Source organism: Desulfotruncus alcoholivorax DSM 16058, from assembly GCF_000430885.1.
In the GTDB taxonomy this organism is placed as follows: Bacteria; Bacillota; Desulfotomaculia; order Desulfotomaculales; family Desulfallaceae; genus Desulfotruncus; species Desulfotruncus alcoholivorax.
Window position 1 is genome coordinate 44,259 of sequence record NZ_AUMW01000022.1, and the last position, 18,353, is coordinate 62,611.

Annotated in this window: 16 protein-coding genes; 12 read left to right on the forward strand and 4 right to left on the reverse strand. The window is 49.0% G+C overall.

Features of this window, described 5'->3' with window-relative positions:
- Positions 1-18 precede the first annotated feature (18 nt).
- The 4 genes from H569_RS20235 (at position 19) to H569_RS0111820 (ending at position 6,564) form a co-directional block, all read left to right on the forward strand.
- Positions 19-969 carry a sigma-54 interaction domain-containing protein gene (locus tag H569_RS20235; RefSeq protein ID WP_238492541.1) on the forward strand — a complete coding sequence of 317 codons (951 nt, stop codon included), beginning with the start codon at positions 19-21 and terminating at the stop codon, positions 967-969.
- A gap of 50 nt (positions 970-1,019) precedes the next feature.
- Complete coding sequence (locus H569_RS0111810; protein ID WP_027365152.1) at positions 1,020-3,056, forward strand: sigma-54-dependent Fis family transcriptional regulator; 2,037 nt, start codon at positions 1,020-1,022, stop codon at positions 3,054-3,056.
- A gap of 353 nt (positions 3,057-3,409) precedes the next feature.
- On the forward strand, positions 3,410-4,954 hold the full coding sequence (locus H569_RS0111815; RefSeq protein WP_027365153.1) for a long-chain-fatty-acid--CoA ligase: 1,545 nt from the start codon (positions 3,410-3,412) through the stop codon (positions 4,952-4,954).
- A 17-nt stretch (positions 4,955-4,971) separates the two neighbouring features.
- Positions 4,972-6,564, forward strand: coding sequence for a long-chain-fatty-acid--CoA ligase (locus tag H569_RS0111820; protein ID WP_238492542.1), 1,593 nt, complete (start codon positions 4,972-4,974; stop codon positions 6,562-6,564).
- A gap of 26 nt (positions 6,565-6,590) precedes the next feature.
- On the opposite strand, the gene H569_RS0111825 is transcribed toward H569_RS0111820, so the two are convergent.
- The 3 genes from H569_RS0111825 to H569_RS0111835 form a co-directional block, all read right to left on the reverse strand.
- Entirely contained in the window at positions 6,591-6,938 is a 348-nt protein-coding gene (locus H569_RS0111825; RefSeq protein WP_027365155.1) for a cupin domain-containing protein, read from the reverse strand.
- 61 nt (positions 6,939-6,999) lie between these two features.
- The gene (locus H569_RS0111830) at positions 7,000-7,458 is read right to left on the reverse strand and encodes a hypothetical protein (RefSeq protein WP_027365156.1); all 459 of its coding nucleotides are present in this window, start codon (positions 7,456-7,458) and stop codon (positions 7,000-7,002) included.
- Positions 7,455-8,189, reverse strand: coding sequence for an NAD(P)/FAD-dependent oxidoreductase (locus tag H569_RS0111835; RefSeq protein WP_027365157.1), 735 nt, complete (start codon positions 8,187-8,189; stop codon positions 7,455-7,457). The genes H569_RS0111830 and H569_RS0111835 overlap by 4 nt, the downstream gene beginning before the upstream one ends.
- Positions 8,190-8,321: 132 nt before the next feature.
- Between H569_RS0111835 and H569_RS0111840 the strand changes: the two genes are divergently transcribed.
- From H569_RS0111840 to eam, 8 genes are all read left to right on the forward strand, one after another.
- The gene (locus tag H569_RS0111840; protein ID WP_027365158.1) at positions 8,322-9,482 is read left to right on the forward strand and encodes an acyl-CoA dehydrogenase; all 1,161 of its coding nucleotides are present in this window, start codon (positions 8,322-8,324) and stop codon (positions 9,480-9,482) included.
- A 244-nt stretch (positions 9,483-9,726) separates the two neighbouring features.
- Positions 9,727-11,382 (forward strand): acyl-CoA synthetase, encoded by a 1,656-nt coding sequence (locus H569_RS0111845; protein ID WP_027365159.1) that lies wholly within the window; start codon positions 9,727-9,729, stop codon positions 11,380-11,382.
- 319 nt (positions 11,383-11,701) lie between these two features.
- Positions 11,702-11,995, forward strand: coding sequence for a 4Fe-4S dicluster domain-containing protein (locus tag H569_RS20240; RefSeq protein WP_081410997.1), 294 nt, complete (start codon positions 11,702-11,704; stop codon positions 11,993-11,995).
- 36 nt (positions 11,996-12,031) lie between these two features.
- The gene (locus H569_RS0111855) at positions 12,032-13,192 is read left to right on the forward strand and encodes a 2-oxoacid:acceptor oxidoreductase subunit alpha (protein ID WP_027365160.1); all 1,161 of its coding nucleotides are present in this window, start codon (positions 12,032-12,034) and stop codon (positions 13,190-13,192) included.
- Positions 13,176-14,042, forward strand: a complete 867-nt coding sequence (locus tag H569_RS20245) for a 2-oxoacid:ferredoxin oxidoreductase subunit beta (protein ID WP_051273618.1) — start codon at positions 13,176-13,178, stop codon at positions 14,040-14,042. The genes H569_RS0111855 and H569_RS20245 overlap by 17 nt, the downstream gene beginning before the upstream one ends.
- Positions 14,035-14,583, forward strand: a complete 549-nt coding sequence (locus H569_RS0111865; protein ID WP_027365161.1) for a 2-oxoacid:acceptor oxidoreductase family protein — start codon at positions 14,035-14,037, stop codon at positions 14,581-14,583. The genes H569_RS20245 and H569_RS0111865 overlap by 8 nt, the downstream gene beginning before the upstream one ends.
- A 131-nt stretch (positions 14,584-14,714) precedes the next feature.
- A complete protein-coding gene (locus H569_RS0111870; RefSeq protein WP_027365162.1) occupies positions 14,715-16,508 on the forward strand; it encodes a sigma-54-dependent Fis family transcriptional regulator in 1,794 nt (597 codons plus the stop codon).
- Positions 16,509-16,649: 141 nt separating this feature from the next.
- The gene (gene eam, locus H569_RS0111875) at positions 16,650-17,912 is read left to right on the forward strand and encodes a glutamate 2,3-aminomutase (RefSeq protein ID WP_034630445.1); all 1,263 of its coding nucleotides are present in this window, start codon (positions 16,650-16,652) and stop codon (positions 17,910-17,912) included.
- Between the two features lie 82 nt (positions 17,913-17,994).
- Here the strand turns inward: eam and H569_RS0111880 are convergent.
- Positions 17,995-18,353, reverse strand: a 359-nt coding sequence (locus H569_RS0111880) for an aldehyde ferredoxin oxidoreductase C-terminal domain-containing protein (RefSeq protein ID WP_027365164.1), incomplete at its 5' end; no start/stop codon positions are given.

The window sequence follows — 18,353 nt, forward strand, 5'->3', positions numbered from 1 at the left end:
CGTCAGGAGCTAATTGCCGTGCATTTTGCTGATCTGCATGCTTTTGTATCATCAAAAATGGAACAGGTTGTGAAATTGGCCCAAAGGGTGGCCCCTTACCCCAGTACGGTACTAATCACCGGTGAAACCGGCGTCGGCAAAGAGGTGCTTGCCGCTTTTATTCACCAAAACAGCGGCCGGGCCAACGGGCCTTTTGTTAAAGTAAATTGCGGCGCGATTCCGGAAAGCTTGCTGGAATCGGAATTATTCGGGTATGAGCCCGGCGCGTTTACCGGGGCCAGCCGGGAAGGAGCCCAGGGGCTGTTTGAAGCGGCCAATAACGGGACTATACTATTGGATGAAATAAGCGAACTGCCCCCCAAGGCCCAGTCCAAGCTGTTACGGGCGCTGCAGGAGAGGGAAGTGAGAAGGGTGGGGGGGACCTGGTCCAGGATAGTGGATGTACGGGTTATTGCCATCACCAATCAGAATTTGATCGACCTGGTGGAGAAGGGTGGATTTCGCCGGGACTTATATTATCGCATTAAAGTGCTGGAAATAAAAATACCGCCTTTGCGCGAAAGGCCGGAGGACATCCGGTTATTGGCGGAGCACTTTTTATCTGTTTTGGGTCAAGAGTATAATTTGCATCGAGAATTATCACAGGAGGCCTTGATGGTTTTGGGTAATTACCATTGGCCGGGCAATGTCAGGGAGTTGCGCAATACAATTGAAGCCCTGATTATCACTTCTGATCAAGATATGATTGATGCTGAGGCGGTTAACCGTTTCTTAACAAATAATTTAGCGGAGGAAACCTCTTCATCCGGGGTGAAGTATACACTAAAAGAGGTGGTCAAGCAGGCTGAGTACCGGGCCATCAGTGAAGCACTGGCTGCCTGCGGCAACACCAGGGATGCTGCAAGCGTGCTGGGTGTGGATTATACTACTTTAATGCGGAAGATTAATAAACTCGGTATCAAGAGCTGATCCTGCGGGCTACAAATAATAATGAGTCTGATATTGGAGGAAGTGCTGCGGTGAAACTATCACAGTTTATGACCAGAAATCCGGTTACTTTAAAGGAAAACCACACCATCAAGGAAGCGGCGGAGCTATTTACGCGTTATTCAATAGACGGCGCCCCGGTCCTTAATGAACAGGGGGAGATTTGTGGCATTTTCACCAAAACACACCTGTACAGGGCCATTGTTAATGATTGCACACCCGATACGGCGGTTGGCCGGCTGATGAAAAAGGAAGTTAAAACGATCAGCTTGGACAGTTCGGCTGAAAGTGCCTGGCAGCTGGCGCGGGAGCAGCAGATAGGCAGGCTGCCGGTAAGGGACGGGCAAGGCAACCTGGTGGCCATGGTTACGCGCACAAACCTGGTGCAGGCGTTTGAGCAAAAAATGCTTGATACCATCAACAGGCTTAACGCCATTCTCGATTCCACCCATAACGGCATTTATGCCGTTGACAAACATAACATTATTGTTATATTTAACCGTGCCGCCGAACAATTGCTGGGGATTAAAGCTGCTTTTGCCATCGATAAAAATATCAATGAATTTAATTTTGACCTGTCCATCGAAGACGTGCTGAGGACCGGCCGGCCGCAGAGCGGCCGTAAACTTGAATTTAACGGCAGGCGTTTTATTGTTAATCGAACGCCGATTAAAACTAATGATGAGGTCATGGGCGCGGTGGCTGTCATCCAGGATATTTCCGAGCTTGAATTGGTGTCAAAGGAACTAAGTGAAACCACCGAGCTCTATGAGGAACTGAATGCCGTAATCAGTTCATCTTACGATGGTATTGTTGTATTGGATAAAAATGGAAACGTGGCGCAAGTAAACAATGCTTTTACCAAAATGGGACTGTCGATTAACGAAACCATTTATGCTTTAGCCCAAAAAGCCATGGCCAAGAAAGGTGCGGTTACCAAGGCACACCGCCTGCAGTCCGGCAAGGAGCTTTTGCTCACAGCCAATCCTGTCCGGCGTAATAACAAAAGCAACAACACCAAGGTTGTGGTCAATTGCCGGGATATCACCGAGCTTAACAATTTGCGCCGGGAAGTGAAAGCCAGCAAAGAATTGTACGAAGTTTACCATAGCGAGTTGGAAACGTTGCGCACCAAGTACCTGGGCCATACACTGGTTTGTGATAGCCCGGCCATGCGCAATGTTTTGGATTTGGCCGTCAGGGTGGCCAAAGTTGACTCCACCATCCTAATTCTAGGTGAGTCAGGGGTGGGGAAAGATGTGGTCACCAGGCTGATTCACAAAGCCAGTAAACGGTCCGGTCAACCATTTATCAGGGTCAATTGCGGGGCGATACCGGAAAATCTGCTGGAGTCGGAGTTGTTTGGCTATGAACCCGGTGCGTTTACCGGGGCAAGCCGGGAGGGTAAGCCCGGACTCCTTGAATTGGCTCACAAAGGGACGTTGTTCTTGGACGAGATTGCGGAACTGCCTTTGGCTTTGCAGGTTAAATTATTAAATGTCATCCAGGAGCGGGAGGTTACCCGGTTAGGGGGTATCAAAGCCGTGGAGGTGGATATCCGTTTGATTGCGGCAACCAATCAAAACCTTGAAGAGATGGTCGGGAAGGGTAAATTCAGAAGCGATTTATACTACCGCTTAAATGTGGTCCCCATAACCATTCCGCCACTGCGTGAAAGGAGCAGCGACATTCCGGCTTTGGTAGTCCATTTTCTGCGCAAATTCAATGAGAAATACCACCTGAACAAGAGTATTGCGGCTGACGCCATGGATTACCTGTCGGGGTACCACTGGCCGGGGAACGTGCGGGAACTGGAGAATCTAATTGAAAGGTTAATGGTCATCAATACGCATGACATTATAACAGCTAAAGATTTACCCTTGGTTTTTTTGCAGACCGGCCAAACAACTGGAAAGACTGCGGGGAGCCAGGGTTTGGGCTCGGAAAAGGAATTGATTGCCGAGCTGTACCAAAGAATGCGCAGCACCCGTAAGGTTGCCGAAGTTATGGGGGTAAACCAGTCCACTGTGGTCAGAAAAATGAAGAAATACAACATCAAGCCCGGCTAAAATATTAACCCGGGCCTTTCACGGCCTGCCGTAAATAAGCGGCAGTTATTTATTGGGCTGCGATGCGATGCAATCTGATGCAATAGTGATGCATTTATTGGATTTATTTTTTTTAACCAAGATGAAGCATTGATATGCGGGTATTGAAGTATATGCATCGGCTGGCAGGTTATTTGCAATTGATTATGTGGTGATAAATCAAAGTTTATAAAACGGGTTAATTGTAAATTTTCTAATTATTAAAAATTATTTAAATCGCGCGGCTTGCGTGAATATGTGCTGAGTTTTTTTGTTAAATCTATTTATTCACTTGATGATGCAAGCTGATGCAATGGTAGAAATTTGGAGTGGCTATGTATAATATCGGGAATATCCTGGAGCTGGCGGCAGAAAAATATCCCCGGCGCCAGGCGCTGGTTTACCGGCCCAAGGGGCAGTTTTGGACATATGGCCAGTGGGACAAGCATGTTAACCGCCTGGCCAACGCACTGCTTAAATTGGGCATCAACAAGGGGGATACCGTTTCCACTTATCTGGGTAATTGCAGCGAACTGGTTTCTGTTCTGTTTGCAGCGGCCAAAATTGGGGCGGTTTTTAACCCCATCAACTGTAATTTAAGCTCCGCAGAATTGTCTTTTATCTTAAACGATGCACAGTCCAAATTATTAGTGTTTGGTTCCGGCGGAAAAAAGCGGGTTGCCGGTGCACTGGCCAGAATCAAGACTGTTCGGCATTATTTGTCCGTTGATGACCCGGTTCCGGACTTTGCCCGGTCCTATTATCAGGTTGGCGATAACCGGTCCGAATTAAAGCCGGCAGTTGAAGTTTCCGAAAACGACTGGTTTTCCATCCTTTACACAAGCGGTACAACCGGCAAGCCCAAAGGGGTTATACATAAACACAGGGATATTATTGACCACAGCATGTGCATGATTGAATCGCAAAAATTAAGTTATCATGACCGGGGCTTGTCCGTGGATCCCCTTTATCACGCAGCGGAATTGCACTGTTTTTTCCTGCCCCGGGTACACGTGGGGGCGGCTAATATTATCGCTGATTCAACCGACCCGCGGAAAATACTGCAAATGATGTCAGAGGAGAAAATTACCTTAATGTTTGCCGATCCGGTCATTTGCAAAATGATTATCCAATCCGCACCTGAGAACTGTTACTTTCCCCAGCTCCGGTTATTGGCCAACGGTGGGGCTCCTATGCCGCACGCGCTGGCGGCTAAATGCCGGGAAATATTCAAAGCAGATATTCTTCATTTATATGGCATGACGGAAATGGGCCCCGCTATTACGGTGCTTAATCCGGATGAAATGAAAACAAAAGCCGGTTCGGTGGGTAAACCGCTGATTAATCATCAAATTAGAGTTGTTCGCTTAAATGCTGTTTACCCGTCGGACCCCGACGATATTTCAGAGCCGGGCGAGAAAGGTGAGGTTGTGGTCCGGGGCGTCGGGATGATGCAAGGTTATTATAACCGGCCCGAGCTGACGGCAGAAGCAATGTACGGGGGGTGGTACCATACGGGTGACATCGGCTGCTTTGATTCCGATGGTTATTTGTGGCTTTCCGGCCGGCGGGACGATGTCATTTTTGCCGGAGTGGAAAATGTTTACCCCCGGGAAATTGAAGAAGTATTACTTGATCACCCGGATATTGTTGAAGCCGCAGTGGTGGGCGTGGAGCAGCGGGAGTGGGAGACGGACATTGTGGCATTTATAGTAAGTAAAAATAAATTGCTGACCGCAGCAGAGGTTGGCGCCTTTTTAAAGGAGAGCGACAAGCTGGCAGATTTCAAAATGCCGCGGGAATACAAGTTTGTCGATGCTTTGCCCGTGGCAACCACGGGCAAGATTCAAAAAAGGCAGTTAATTAAACAGATAAAATAATGCAAGGGGGAGTCCAGTTGGAAAAGATTTGGTTTAAAAACTACCTGCCTGACACCAGGCACAGCTTAACTTACCCGGAAGTGCCGGTTTTTCAATTTTTAATTGACAGTGCCCGGCAGTACCCGGAAAACGATGCCATAATTTTTGCGGAAAAACATATTTCTTTTAGTGATCTTGATTTGTTCAGCAGCCGCCTGGCCAGATTTCTGCAGGATAAAGGAGTGCGAAAAGGGGACCGGGTGGCCATTCTGGCGCCGAATTGCCCCCAAAACGTGATTGGCTTTTTTGGGGCGCTGAAAATTGGCGCCATCGTGGTGCAGAATAATCCCATGTATGTGGAAAGGGAACTGGAACACCAGTTAAACGACTCGGGCAGTGAGACAATTATTTGTCTGTCCGACCTGTATCCCAAGGTTAAAAACATCAGGGCCAACGTCCGGCTAAAAAACATCGTCACTTTTAATATTGACGGCTCTCCTGTTTCCACCGGCGATGATACGGTGGATTTGCAGTCTGTCATCCACGATTACAGTTCAGATTACCGGCAGGATTCCGTGGGTCCCAAGGACCTGGCCCTGCTGCAGTATACCGGCGGCACCACAGGGGTCTCCAAAGGCTGTATGCTGACACACAGTAATTTGGTGGCCAATGTTCTACAGACGGTCGAGGTGGTTGGCAAGAACTACTGCCGTGGTAATGACTACGTTATCGGCGTGCTGCCGCTCTTCCATGTTTATGGACTTACCTGCATCATGAACATGTCCGTGTACATGGGAGTGACAATGATTCTGTTCCCCCGGTTCGAGCCCAAAACAGTTATTGAGGCCATTCATGGTTACAGGGTTGGTGTATTCTTTGCCAGTCCCACCATGTTGATTGCCATTAACAGCTATAAAGAAATCGGCAGCTATGATTTGCGCTGCCTGCATACCTGTGTCAGCGGCTCCGCTCCCCTGCCCAACGAGGTTAAGGAAGCGTTCTTCAAGCTGACCGGGGTGGAAGTGGTGGAGGCTTACGGTCTGTCCGAGGCCTCTCCGGTTACCCATAGCAATCCTGTCAACGGTAAAGTCAAGATAGGCAGCATCGGCCTGCCGATTCCGGATACGGATATGAGGGTTGTTGATATTAATACGGGCGAGGAATGCCCGGTGAAACAAGCCGGGGAATTGTGGGTTAAAGGGCCGCAGGTGATGGACGGCTATTGGAACCGGCCGGATGAGACCGCCCAGGTGCTGGAAGACGGCTGGCTCAAAACAGGTGATGTTGTCGAAGTTGACGAAGAAGGCTATGTATATATAGTCAGCAGGAAAAAAGACGTGATTATAGCCGGGGGTTACAATATTTATCCGGTTGAAGTGGAAGATGTTCTGTTTACCCATCCCAAAATTCAGGAGGCCGTGGTGGTCGGCATACCCGACGCTTACCGGGGAGAAACGGTTAAAGCCGTTATTGTGCTTAAAGAGGGCGAAACCGCCACTTCGGAAGATATTATTGAATTCTGCCGGACCAAACTTGCCGCGTACAAGGTGCCGCGCCAGGTGGAGTTTCGCCGGGAATTACCCAAATCAGCCGTGGGTAAAGTGTTGCGCCGTGTTTTAAGAGGGGAATAATAAAGGCAACTGGCTTAACCGGTTGCCTATACATCTCCCTCTTCCGGCACGATGCAAATGAAGGAAAAGTCTTCTGAGCCTGCGTTCTTGAACTGGTGCTCTGCGTCGCCGGGGACATAAGCAACGGAGCCGGCCTCCACCGCATGCTCCGTGCCGTTTAAAAACAGGGTTCCCTTGCCGCTGACGATATAATTAATATGCGGCCAGGGATGGGAGTGCCGGGGTGTGTGGCCGTTCGCGGCCAGGGTGAAGAGGCGCATAACCCAACCTTGCCAGCCCTGGGCCGGCCCTAGCAGGGTTTGTTTGGTGGCGTTTAAAATGCCGGGGGCGGTTAAGCTGGTGCCCTTGATGTTCTTGACGTGATCAACATACATTTTTGTGACCTCCCTGTAGTTAATTTGTGGCTTGCAGTTATATTAAATGATGCATTCCAGGTTATTGTTTTTTGCTAAGCTCATCTGCCAGCATTTTAGCAACCTCCCGGTCCTGATTCTTTAAGGCTGCCAGGTACATGAATATACTGCCGGGGTAGGAAATGTTTTCCGGAAGGATGGCGTTTTCCAGGCAGGTGCGGGTTAAAGCGATTACGCAGTCAGGCGAATGATTGTCCCGGCACTCCCGGCACTGCCTGCAGGTTTCTGCCAGAGCAGGAATGATGTTGCCAACGTAGTAATGCTTCATGTCGGACCTCGGTATATGTTTGGCTGCGCCGGGAATGTCCAGGATGCCTTTTTGCCTGGCAAATTGCAGTGAACGCCGGGCAAAACCAACAATACACGCTGCCGGCTTGCATTCCGGGGTATTAAACAGGTCGCATTCATTGCATATTTTTTGCAGCGGTGTGATCATCGCTTCCAAACTAACGATATCCGAGGATCTAATGGTTGCAGTCAACTCGCATCACCTTCTTTCAGATCCAGAAATGCCAGGAAATCTTCGTCTTCAGGTTCACCCGCGTTATTGATTGCAATTAATTCTTCAGGTGGTAGAAATGGCTCGATTCCCAGGCGGGCCACCACTGCTGAGATTCTTTCCACGGGCTGGGCCAGTGAGGCGTAGGTCTTCAATACGTGGTCAAATAGTTCGAACACGCCGGTTTCAGCAACTTTTTCAGCAAAAAGTACGCCGTGGACAGGTTTGGCGCTTCCGCCCCGCCCGCCAAGGTACACATCAAAGGAGTTAACGCTCCGGGCAACTATGCCGAAATCGGCGCACAGCGGGTCGGTACAACCGCGGGGGCAGCCGGCTACGGCAATCTTAACGTCTTTGGGAGTTTCCCGGCCCAGGTATTTTTCCTGCAATTTAATGCCAAGCCCCAGTGCGTCACCCAGAGCCCTGGGACAAAGGGCGTTACTGCCTGCGCAGGCTTTAACGGCCCGTACGGCATTTCCGTACGGGGAAACCGCCAATTCCAAATCCGGAAGGCGGTCAACCAGGGAGGACAGGTTCAGTTCGTCAATAACAGCCACAATGGTTTGCCGGGTAGTTAGTTTTAACCGGTAAACCCCGCATTCACGCGCTGCTTTGCCCAGTCCTTCCAGCTGGCCGGGGGTCATAACTCCGCAAGCGGCAACAATGTTGACTGCATACATCCCGTTGCTTTGTTTAAAATAGGCTTTGCCCAATATTATCACCTCTTAATTGGTTATTATTTCAACTACCTCATTAAAAGTCAATATGGTTATCTAATGCCTGCCAGGCTCGGGAGAAAACATTGCCCGGAGCCATAAAAAACGCGAGTTAGGAGGATGGTTTAAATGTCATATCAGCTATCGGAAGAACAGGAAATGTTGCGCCAGTCGGTGAGGCGGTTGGCGGAGGACAAGGTTGCGCCAAGGGCTGCGGAAATTGATGAAAAAGATGAATATCCCTGGGATTTGAAGGAATTGATCGCCGGTCAGGGGCTGCTTGGCGCCGGGATACCTGAAGAGTACGGCGGCACGGGAGCCGGCCTGCCGTCCGTTGTGCTGATCGTGGAGGAAATTGCCAAAGTATCAGCCGCCGCTTCCTTAATTGTGGCTGCCCAAGAACTTGGCATGATGCCCATCCTGGTCGGGGGGTCGGAAGAACAGAAACAAAAATACCTGCCTGGCATAGCGGATGGGGACAGGATTGCCGCTTTTGCCCTAACCGAGCCTAATGCAGGCTCGGATGCCGGCAGCGTTAAGACCAGGGCTGTCCGGGAAGGTGACAAGTATATTCTGTCAGGACAGAAATGTTTTATTACCAATGGCAGCATAGCTGATGTATTTACGGTATTTGCAACCACCGACCCCAAGGCGGGGCTTAAGGGCCTCAGTGCCTTCATCGTGGAAAAGAACTATCCGGGCATAACCATCGGTAAGAAGGAACACAAAATGGGGATCAGGGGTTCGGAAACCACAGAAGTGATTTTTGATAATTGTCCCGTGCCTGCAGAAAATTTAATGGGCAAGGAAGGTCAGGGCTTTAAGATTGCCATGATGACCCTTGACTGCACCCGTCCGGTCATCGGTGCTCAGGCTGTGGGTATTGCCCAGGGGGCTTTGGATTACGCGGTCAACTATGCCAAGGAAAGGGTTCAGTTTGGCAAACCCATCGCCATGTTCCAGGGTATTCAATTTATGCTGGCAGACATGTGCACCAAGGTGGAAGCGGCAAGGCAATTGGTATATAAAGCTGCACATATGATTGAAAACGCCGGCCAAAACAATATTCCCGCCGGTGAGGTCAGCCGTTTCTCTTCGATGTGTAAGCTGTTTGCCTCTGATGTCGCCATGCAGGTGACGGTAGACGCTGTGCAGGTGCTGGGCGGCTACGGGTATATGAAGGAATACCCGCTTGAAAGAATGATGCGTGACGCTAAGATTACCCAGATCTATGAAGGCACCAATCAAATTCAGCGGGTCGTTATTGCCAAAAACCTGCTTTCCGACTAAAGGCAGGACTGTTCGCAGGATAGACCACCGTGCCGCTAAACACGATACCAGCAGAAAGATGAAAAAGGGGTTGCCGTAGGGGCGGACGACCCTGTCCGCCCGCCTCCGAGCCAGCTGTTAGTCATCTGTAGATATTCCGTAAAAGTTTTTTCTGGATAGTGTAAGGCCCCAATGGGCTTTACCTTTAAATTATATTTTCAGAAAGTTGTCCCTATTAATAAAATTCAGCTAAGGGGGTTTTTACGTGTCAATAATTAACCCGTTAAGTAAAAAGGATAGGGAAAGGTATAATGTCGTTACCAAGGAGAATGTTGATTTTCTGCGCAGCAGGTATAACAAAGTAACCCGCTGGGTTATTGCCGATATGGTGCGCAGGAGCGCTTATCGCTACCCCGACAAGCCGGCCCTGATTTTTGGGGGGCAAACTTTGACTTATGCTCAGCTGGAAGCGGAATGCAACCGGTTTGCCAACGCATTAATTGACCTGGGCATCAAAAAGTATGACCGGGTGGCGGTGCTGGCCCATAATACTATCCACCACGTGGTGGCCTGGCTGGGTACTGCCAAAGCCGGCGGTATTTACCTGGCCATTAACTACTTACTAAGGGGAAAGGATGTCAGCTTCTGCATTAATCACTCGGAGAGCAAGGTATTTATTGTTGAGGATGCTTTATATGATCTGGTTAAAGACGTGCTTGAAGACATGTCCACAGTTAAAACTCTGGTCTGGTCCAACCAGGGCAAAGGTGAAGAGGCTCCGGACGGTTTTAAAGAATTTGACGCCTGGTATAAACAGTACCCCGATACTGAGCCTGATGTTGAATTGCATATTGAAGACCCGGTGCAGATGACTTATACCAGCGGCACAGAAACTTTACCCAAGGGGGTTATTCTTACCAACCAGTCCCTGCTGGCTGAATACACGGGCGCTATCATTGACGGCCAGTATATGACTGAGGATATTAATGTAAACGCGCTGCCCATCTTTCATTGTGCTCAGCGCGATGTGTTCCTGAATCCCTGCCTGATGCTTGGGGCCACCAACGTGCTGTTATTGCAGGCCGACCCCTTGCAAATCATGAAGTGTGTGGAAAAGTACAGGGCAACTATGTTTTTTGCCCCGCCCACAGTGTGGATCGGGCTGCTCCGGCATCCGGACTTTGCCAAATATGACCTGAGTTCTATCTCCAAAGGATATTACGGAGCATCAATTATGCCGGTGGAAGTGCTCAAAGAAATACAAAGCAGGATGCCAAACTGCCGGAGATTTTATAACTATTACGGCCAGACAGAGCTAAGCCCCTATCATACAGTGCTGAAGCCCGAAGATCAGATTACCAAAGCGGGCTCGGCCGGCAAGGGCGGCATTAATATGGAAACAGCCATTGAAGACAATGACCATCACCCCGTCACAGCCCCGGGGATACCGGGTGAAATATGCGGCCGTGGTCCTCACGCCATGCTGTTGTATTTTAAGGAGCCGGATAAAACAGAAGCTACTTTGGCCCATGGCTGGTTCCACAGCGGTGACATTGGCATTTTGGATGAAGATAATTATGTTACAGTGGTGGACCGTAAAAAGGATATGGTAAAAACCGGCGGTGAAAATGTGGCCAGCCGGGAAGTGGAAGAGGTTATTTATAAAGACGCCAGGGTTTCGGAAGTGGCGGTTATCGGTTTGCCGCACGACAAGTGGGTAGAAGCTGTTGCTGCCGTTGTGGTACCAAAAGAAGGACAATTAATTACTGAAAGCGAAATAATAAACTTATGCAAGGAGCACCTGGCTGCTTTCAAGGTGCCCAAGGGGGTAATAATTATTGAGCAGCTGCCCAAAACCCCCAGCGGTAAAATCCTGAAACGGGATTTAAGACAATCCTATAAAGATTTTTTCAACGTATAGCAATGTAATTAGATTTTGATCAATTGTGCATATCAATTTGATACATGTATCAAATTGAGAGCCTGGGCGTTAATTCTTAACGCCCAGGCTTTTTGTGTCATTGTGAGATGAGGCCGGCAGTTCTTTAATTGCCTATTACCAGGCCGCCGGTTCCGGCCAATTGGCCGGGTTAGCTGACGCCGTAGGCTTTAGGATTAAAATTTAAATTAACAAACCATTTTTATGCGGTGGCATGATCGTTGCTTATTTACTTAAAGCAAATGATTATAGCAAATAAACATATGATTAATTTATATGAACCATAATGGAGTGATAGGCAATGGCGAAACCGGCTTCAAATTTTGATGATAATAGAGTACATGTAAAACGTCAATGGTGTAAAGGTTGCGGTATTTGTACCGTCCTTTGCGAGAACAGGGTTCTTTTGATCGATAACCGGGGCAAAGCAGTTGTAGTCAACCCGAATGCCTGCACCGGCTGCGGCCGCTGTGAAACCCATTGTCCCGACCTGGCTATTTCTGTCGACCGGCCGGATAAAAATAATAAGATTCCCGTTTATGCCTGTCAGGCGGCGAAACAATCCCCGGGTCATGGTGACGGCGCGCGGGCATAATAGCTAATGTATGCACGGTGAGGGGGTTTTTCGAAAATGAGCCGGGTAATTGAAATGGCCCGCCTGATGCAGGGTAATGAGGCTGTTGCCGAAGGGGCGCTGGCGGCCGGTGTTCGCTTTTTCGCGGGGTATCCAATAACTCCGTCCACTGAAATTGCGGAGATAATGGCTGAGCGCCTGCCCCGTCTCGGTGGCAAATTCATTCAAATGGAAGACGAAATAGCCAGTATAGCTGCCATTATCGGAGCTTCGCTGGCGGGGGTAAAATCTATCACTGCTACCAGCGGTCCCGGGTTTTCTCTGATGCAGGAAAATATTGGCTTTGCTGCCATGGCTGAAGTGCCAATTGTAATAGTTAACGTGCAGCGGAGCGGTCCCAGCACAGGGATGCCCACTGCGCCTGCCCAGGGAGATGTGATGCAGTCCCGCTGGGGCACCCACGGGGACCACCCGGTTATTGTGCTAAGTCCTTCCTCGGTTAGGGAGGCCTATGACCTGGCGGTCCGGTCGGTGAATCTTGCTGAGAAATACAGGGTGCCTGTGGTTTTGTTGATGGATGAAGTTATCGGGCACCTGAGGGAAAAGGTTGTTTTGCCGTCTCCCGGCGAGCTGGAGGTGGTCAACCGCGTTGAACCGGATGTCGGGCCTGAAAAATATCTGCCTTTCGGGGCCGGTGATCAAGGGGTACCGCCAATGGCCAATTTTGGCAGCGGCTACCGCTATCACGTCACCGGCTTGGTTCATGACCCAAAAGGTTTACCAACGAACAATCCTGTAGTTGCTGAGAAGCTTATTAAAAGATTACAAAACAAAATTGACCTTAACCTGGATGATATCATGATTGACACAGGCAAAAATCTGGAAGACGCGGAAATCGTGGTGCTGGCTTATGGAGCTACGGCACGGTCGGCATTGCAGGCTGTAAAAGACGCCCGTAAAGAAGGCATTAAGGCCGGCTTGTACCGGCCTGCCGTGCTCTGGCCCTTCCCGCAGCAAAAGGTTGGCGCGCTGGCCGAAAATGCTCGCGCCGTATTAGTGCCGGAAATGAACCTGGGCCAGTACAGGTTGGAAGTGGAGCGGGTTGCCGGCGAGCGAACCAGAGTTGTCGGCGTGAACAGGGTGCACGGTGAACTTATTACACCTGAAGAGATACTGGCTGCCCTGCGGGAGGTGCATAAGCATGATGCAAGATCTTGAGAAATACCTGCGGGTTAATATGTTTCCACATATGTGGTGTCCCGGTTGCGGCAACGGAATCGTGTTAAGCTCCCTGCTGCGGGCGGTGGATAAGCTGAAGCTGGACCAGAACCAGACGGTAATTGTGGGAGGTATCGGCTGCTCCTCGCGGGCTGCCGGCTATCTTGACTTTAATACATTGCATACCACGCACGGCAGGGCTTTAGCTTTTGCCACCGGGATCAAACTGGCGCGGCCGGAACTAAAAGTTATTGTTATTACGGGCGACGGTGACTGCACTTCGATCGGTGGTAATCACTTTATCCATGCGGCGCGCAGGAACATAGACCTAACCGTACTGCTGTTTAATAACAGCATTTACGGGATGACAGGAGGCCAGTATTCGCCGCTGACACCTGTGAAAAAAATGGCCACCACCGCACCCTACGGGACAATTGAGCCAAATTTTGACGTTGCGGATTTAGCCCGGGCCGCCGGGGCCACCTTTGTCGCAAGAAGCACTACCTACCACAGTAACATGTTGACCGGCCTCATCGCGGAAGGCATTCAGCACAAAGGCTTCAGTCTGGTCGAGGCGATCACAGCCTGTCCTACCGCCTATGGAAGACGGAATAAGATGAAAAGTCCCGCTGATATGTTAATCTGGCAGAAAGATAATGCAGTTCATATAAATAAAGCTGAACAGATGTCCCCCGGAGAATTGGCAGAAAAAATAGTGATAGGCCGGCTTTATTGCAAGGAGGCACCGGAATACACAGAACTTTATGATGAGGTGATTAAGCAGGCAATGGGCCAGGTTTCAGGGTCTGTCACATCGATTACAGGCAAGGGGGGTAAGACCAGTGGGTGAGAGAAATGAACTCCGTTTAAGCGGTACCGGCGGGCAGGGATTGATTCTTGCAGGGATCATCATAGCGGATGCTGCCATCAGGGATGGCAAAAATTCTATCCAGTCCCAATCATACGGGCCGGAGGCCCGTGGCGGGGCCAGCCGGTCCGAGGTTATTATCGGGGATGAAGATATTGATTACCCCAAAGTGAACAAGCCCGACGTGCTGTTGGTAATGAGCCAGGAAGCTTGTGATAAGTTTGCTGCCGATATTGAACAAGGCGGCGTGATGATAGTAGATACTACCTACGTACATACTCTTCCGGAAATTAACGGTGCTGTTGTATATAAAATACCGATAAGTATGACAGCTAAAGAGGAAATTGGCAAGGAAATAGTTGCCAACGTGGTGGCCCTTGGCGCTATAGCCAGGATAACCGGTGTAGTTTCCCGTGAGGCCTTGACGGAAGCGCTGCTTGCCCGGATTCCCAAAGGAACCGAAGAATTAAACCGGAAGGCTTTAGAGGCCGGCTGGGCGCTGGCAGAAACTGTTTTGCATTAAGATCCATTAAGTTTAAATAAATATTGATTTATTCGATAGATTTGGTTTATCATATAAAGGGTGATGGAGGCTGTTTAACCGCCTCCATTTTTTATACCAACCATTTTTCTTATAGGGGATTAGATAAACCGATGTTAAGCTTGATGCAGGCCAAAGAAACCGAGCAGCGGATATCTGCGGCTATCGCTGCGGTTTTAAAGGTTGAAGTGGAAATTATAGATGCAAATTTGGTGCGGGTTGCCGGTACAGGCAAGGTTAGTTCAGGTGTGGGTAACCGGCTGCTGCGTGGCCTGGTTAATAAGCATGTATTGAAAACCGGCGAACCGGTTTTTATCAATGAGCCGGGTTTTCACTCCATATGCCTGTCCTGCCCCCTTTCAGGAACATGCTTCTATCGCGCTTATCTTGTTTACCCCATTAAAGCCGACAACAAAACTATCGGCACCATCAGCCTGGTGGCCTTTGATGATGAACAAAAGAAAACAATTACAAGCAACACGGAAACCCTGCTTGATTTTGTCGGGCGGATGGCGGAGTTGATTGCCAGTAAAGTGGTGGAACGGGAAATGGTTAAGGAAAAATTCGTCATGGCCGGCAAGCTGGAAGCTGTGGTTGATTCGGTTTACGAAGGAGTGCTGGCTATTGACGATCAGGGAGTTATTACCCACTTTAACCGCTCCGCAGAAAGAATGTTTAATTTAAAAAGAAAAAATGTTGTGGGCCGGCATATTGATGAGATTCTCGGCAATATGCCCTTGCTGGACGTTCTCCGGGAGGGAAAAGGGTTTACCTCAAAAGATTATTTTATCTCTACTAATGATAAAAAACTGCATTTACTTATAACTGCCAAACCTATTCAATCCGGTGAAAAAAAGGCCGTTGGAGTTGTGGCTACGTTTAGAGATTTTAAGGAAGCCCAGAAATTGGCTTATCAGATTATCACCACCCAGGAAATGTTGGGCTTTGACGACATCATTGGAAACAGCACAGTTATTAAAGAAGTTAAATCCAAAGCTGCTAAAATTGCCGGCAGCAATTCAACGATACTTATTTTGGGAGAAAGCGGCACCGGCAAGGAAGTGTTTGCAAGAGCCATCCACGCCGGAAGCACGCACAGTCATAAGCCGTTTGTGCCGATAAATTGCGGGGCTATACCCGAAAATCTCCTGGAAAGTGAATTGTTCGGCTACGAGGAAGGTGCTTTTACCGGAGCCAGGCGGGGTGGAAAACCGGGCAAAATTGAACTGGCCAACGGCGGGACCCTTTTCCTTGATGAAATTGGTAATATGTCCCTTTATTTGCAGGCTAAGCTGTTGCGCGTTTTACAGGAAAGGAACATTGAACGGGTGGGTGGCACACAAGTCATTCCCGTGGATATCAGGGTTATAGCTGCCACCAATAATGATTTGCAGGAAATGGTGCAAAAGGGACGGTTTCGGGAAGACCTTTATTACCGGCTTAGCGTAATACCTCTGGTAATTCCCCCGTTGCGGGAGCGCAGGGAGGATATTCCCCTGCTGCTTGACCACTACAGGCGGCGCTTTTCCAAATTGTTAGGCAAAAGTACCGAGGGTTTCAGCAAGGAATCCATGCGGCTCTGTCTGGAGTACAGCTGGCCGGGCAATGTCCGGGAGTTGATTAATGCTGTAGAATATGCCATTAACCTTGAAGAGGGATCCTATATTATGCCTGAGAGTCTCCCTCCTCGATTAAGGAACGGGAACGGTAAAGATAAAAAACTGCAGCTACCCAACAGCCCGGTGGAAATTAGGCCGCTTGAACAAGTGGAGAAGGAAGCAATTAGTAATGCCCTGGAACGGTACGGCTGGACGGAAGAAGGAAAGACCAGGGCCGCAGCTGCTTTAGGCATTAGCAGGGCAACCATTTACAGGAAAATTAGCAAATACCACCTGGGGGAAAATTAATTCAGGCTATTTTGCAGAATTTTCTTTCCAGCAGCAAAAGTAAATGATATAATTATTGCAAAGGTGGTTTAAACCAACAGGCAACTTTACAAAGTTCGACAGGATGCCTGTATGTTAAAGTAGGAGGGTGAACTCGTTATGATGTGCGGTAGTCGAAATACTGTAAAAAAATATCCTGAGATGGATAAGCGGCAAGTGGCTCTGGAGAGGGCGGACGAACTTAAAAGTCATATCAAGGACTATTTGCAGGAATCCAGGAACATTCCTACGGGTTTAAAGCTGGAACATACATTTCAATCAAAAAAAAAGCAGATATTAAATTATTTCGGCGCGACGGAAGATGATTGGAGTAGCTGGCAATGGCAGATGCGCAATAGAATTAGCGATATCGATACATTAAGCGAATTATTAAACCTTACGGGTGCAGAGGCCAGGCAGATAGAAATGGTAAGTAAAAAATTCCGCTGGTCTGTATCACCATATTATCTTAGCCTTATGGAAACAGACAACTCGCAATGCCCAGTCAGGATGCAGGGTATCCCAAGTATTAAAGAATTACAGGATTGCTGGGGTAAGGAAGATCCCATGGCGGAAGAATTTACATCCCCGGCGCCCCGAATAACGCGCCGCTATGCCGACAGGTTAATTATTAATGTAACCAATCAGTGTGCCATGTTTTGCCGGCACTGCCAGCGCAGGCGCAATATAGGCGAAATTGACCGGCCGGCGCCGCTTGATGAGATTAAAGCGGCCTTACAATACATTCGCAAAAATTCGGAAATCAGGGACGTACTAATTACAGGCGGTGATCCGTTAACCCTTTCTGATGACTGGTTGGATTGGATTCTTTCGGAGTTGGATGCCATACCGCACGTGGAAATTAAGCGGATCGGCAGCAGGACCCCGGTAACCATGCCACAGCGCATAACGCAGGAGTTATGCGACATGTTGGAAAGGCACCACCCGTTGTATCTGAATACTCACTTCAACCATCCCAAGGAAGTGACGGCTGAGGCGATGAAAGCAACCAGGATGTTGGCCAAGGCAGGGATTCCACTGGGCAACCAGGCGGTTTTATTAAAAGGAATTAACAATAACCCTCATGTAATGAAAAAATTAAATCATGAGCTGCTAAAGATACATGTCCGGCCGTATTATATATTTCACGCCAAGCCGGTAAAAGGTACTACTCATTTTATCACCACTATTCAAGAAGGTCTGGAAATTATGGAAAACCTCAGGGGCTACACCTCGGGGTTGGCGATACCACAATATATTATCAATGCCCCGGGGGGAGGCGGTAAGACGCCGCTGCTTCCGCAGTACTTAATTTCAATGGGTAAAGATTACGCCATGATCAGAACCTGGGAAGGAAAAATTTTTCGCTGTTCCAACGGTATATAGAACTCCAAAAACAAATAAAAACAAGGCAATAAGAGTTGCTACACCTGTTAAATAAAAAAACACCCCCTATTGGGGGTGTTTTTTAGAAATTAAATACCTCGTCCAGCTCAACGTCACTAACATCAAACTTCGTATTGTGGGGCGGAAGCTCCTCTGTTTGGAAGAACTCGGGCAGCCGGTCATCCGCCTTGGTAAAGCCGGCGGCCTTGTTGAATTCCCTTTCCACCTTCAAAATATTCCGGCCCAGGGCCACTACGTCGTCTATTGTCAAATTAATACCGTACTGGGCGTTCAACATTTCCACAATGGTGGGCAGCCCTTCCGGGTTGTCCAGCACGGCGAAGGCGACGAACAGGCACAATCCGGTGGAGTCCACGGCGGCGGTGGCCACCTGCAGGTTGCGGGAAAGCTCCACCTGGCCCTCTTTCTTGGTGGGGTCGA